This window comes from Mucilaginibacter sp. P4_G9, from assembly GCF_056400985.1.
Genome location: NZ_JBFUKF010000585.1, coordinates 1 through 2,407 on the forward strand (window position 1 = coordinate 1; position 2,407 = coordinate 2,407).

Sequence of the window (2,407 nt, forward strand, 5' to 3'; positions counted from 1 at the left end):
GCTTTAGTAGTATCCATTTTAGCAGCAGTATCCATTTTAGCTGAGTCCATTTTAGCTGAATCTGCTTTAGCTGAATCTGCAGCAGATGAAGAACCTGAACCTTTACAAGCTGCAAATGAAGTAGCKATAGCTAAGGCAACTAAGCCTAATTTGAATGAATTTTTCATGTTTAATTTTTTAATAAGTGATTTAATAGTTTTCATGTTAATACCGTAAACACAAAAAGGTAACCCATAATTTTTAAATAAAATTACAGATTACCTTTTTTAATTGTAAAAAAACTAAAAAATCAATAAAAAGGGAGCATAGTTTGCAACTATATGCCCTTTTTAATATGCTTTATCAGCAATTATTTTTTTGTAGTGTCTTTCGCAACTGAATCAACAGCAGCAGCACCAGATTTAGCAGTTGAATCAACTTTAGTAGCTGAATCTGCTTTAGCTGAATCAACTTTAGCTGAATCAATTTTAGTTGAATCACCACCTTCAGTTTTAGCAGTACCACCACAAGCTGAGAAAGAAACAGCAATAACTAAAGCAACAAAACCTGTTTTTAATAAATTTTTCATTTTCGTGAGTTTTAAAATGTTAATATTTTTTGATCGTTTTCGTTGTTAATACCATATATTTAAAAAGGTAACCCATGAATTTTGATAAAAAATAAATTCCATGGATTTTGTAGTGTTTTTAGCCTTTACGGAATGTTTTGCCCGGAGTTTTTTTTGTTGCAGATTTGCCGTCGGTTATTAAAAAATAATAGGGGTTACCTTGCTGCGTTTACCGTATTAAAACCGGTTTGATGTTTTAAAACGTAGTTTTAAAGACCGTAGCGTATTTCACCAGGTTTTGTAATTTTATTGAATACAATTATTTTTTTTTAATTGTAATGGGTTACAATTTCGTATAAACAGTATTAAGAGTGAATAAAGACTTAAAAGCTTCGGCGCCAACAGATAGCGAAATAGTTCTCGGGATACTTAACAATTCGGAAATAATATTAAAAAGGTTGTATACCACCTATTTCCCGATGATATTACAGTTAATTATCAACAACAACGGGAATGAGGATGATGCCAAGGATGTTTACCAGGAAGCAATCATTGTTCTTTATAACAAGGTAAAATCGGGCGAGTTTGAATTAAGCAGTAAGCTTAAAACATATATTTATTCGGTTTGCCGCAGGCTTTGGCTTAAAAGGCTGAGCCAGATGAACAGGTACGGGGGAGACATCAGGGATTTTGAGGAATACCTGCCTGTTGATGATGAGGTTGAAAAACATAATGACCGGGACATGCAGTTTAATAAAATGGATGCAGCGCTCCAGTTATTAGGCGAACCCTGTAAAACCATTATGGAAGATTTTTATATACATAACAGATCGATGCAGGAGATCTGCGAACGTTTTGGGTACACCAATGCTGATAATGCCAAAACGCAAAAGTATAAATGCCTGCAAAGGCTGAAAAAGTTATTTTTTCAGCAGAAGTAAAGGAGAGAAAAGAGATGAGCGAGAACCTTATTCTGGAATTAATTGAACGGTACCTTAATGGCGATATGACCGCCGCCGAGCGTGCCGAATTTGAGACGCTACGAAAAAAAGACGCCAATGTTGATAGCAAGGTAATTGAGCATAAGCTATTTGTAGGCCTAATTAAGCAATACGGCGAACGCATTGAATTGGAGAAACGTTTGGATGCTATCCACGGCGAGATTGATGTACATGCCCTGAAGGAAGAGCTTTTAATTAAGCCCAACTGGATAGTGAATATGTGGAGGCATCACCATTCAAAAATATCGGTGGCTGCTTCAATAGCTATTTTCGCTATTTTAAGTACATTGTTTTTTACAGGTAAATTAAACAACCATAATTCAAATGACGTAGAATTGTTAAGTCAAAAAGTTGATCAGCTTAACAATAAAACAGATAAATTGGCCAAAACGACCGATAATTTAGCTAAGCAAGGCATAAACGATAAGTCGAAGAAATTTGTTAATCCGGGAAATTTTAGAGGTACTGGTTTTGCTTTATCTTCAAATGGTTATATAGCAACAGACTATCATATCATAAGAGATGCTGATTCTGTATATGTACAAGATGCAGCCGGAGAGTCGTTTCATGCTAAAGTTATTTATACCGAGCCCAAATACGATATAGCGATATTGCAGATAAACGATCCTGCATTTAAAGATCTGGGTAATGTGCCTTACAACTTCAAAAAAACATTAAGTGATTTGGGCGAAGAGGTTTATACATTCGGATATCCAAGCGGCGAAGAAAATTTTGGGCCAGGTTCATTAACAGCAAGGAATGGTCATTCGGGCGATACAACCGAATACCAGGTTTCTATCCCTGTWAACCCGGGTAACAGCGGTGGTCCTTTATTGGATAACAGAGGGAACGTAATAGG

4 protein-coding genes are annotated in these 2,407 nt (G+C 35.7%); 2 read left to right on the forward strand and 2 right to left on the reverse strand.

Going from position 1 to position 2,407, the window contains the following annotated elements; translation table 11 throughout:
* Nucleotides 1-203: hypothetical protein (locus AC1DPZ_RS25580; RefSeq protein WP_477408802.1), on the reverse strand; the 203-nt coding region annotated here is incomplete at its 3' end.
* A gap of 146 nt (nucleotides 204-349) precedes the next feature.
* Complete coding sequence (locus AC1DPZ_RS25585; RefSeq protein ID WP_477408804.1) at nucleotides 350-568, reverse strand: hypothetical protein; 219 nt, start codon at nucleotides 566-568, stop codon at nucleotides 350-352.
* A 350-nt stretch (nucleotides 569-918) separates the two neighbouring features.
* On the opposite strand from AC1DPZ_RS25585, the gene AC1DPZ_RS25590 reads away from it, so the two are divergent.
* Together AC1DPZ_RS25590 and AC1DPZ_RS25595 are read left to right on the forward strand one after the other, a co-directional pair.
* Complete coding sequence (locus tag AC1DPZ_RS25590; RefSeq protein ID WP_477408806.1) at nucleotides 919-1,488, forward strand: RNA polymerase sigma factor; 570 nt, start codon at nucleotides 919-921, stop codon at nucleotides 1,486-1,488.
* 14 nt (nucleotides 1,489-1,502) lie between these two features.
* Nucleotides 1,503-2,407, forward strand: a 905-nt coding sequence (locus AC1DPZ_RS25595; protein WP_477408808.1) for a S1C family serine protease, incomplete at its 3' end; no start/stop codon positions are given.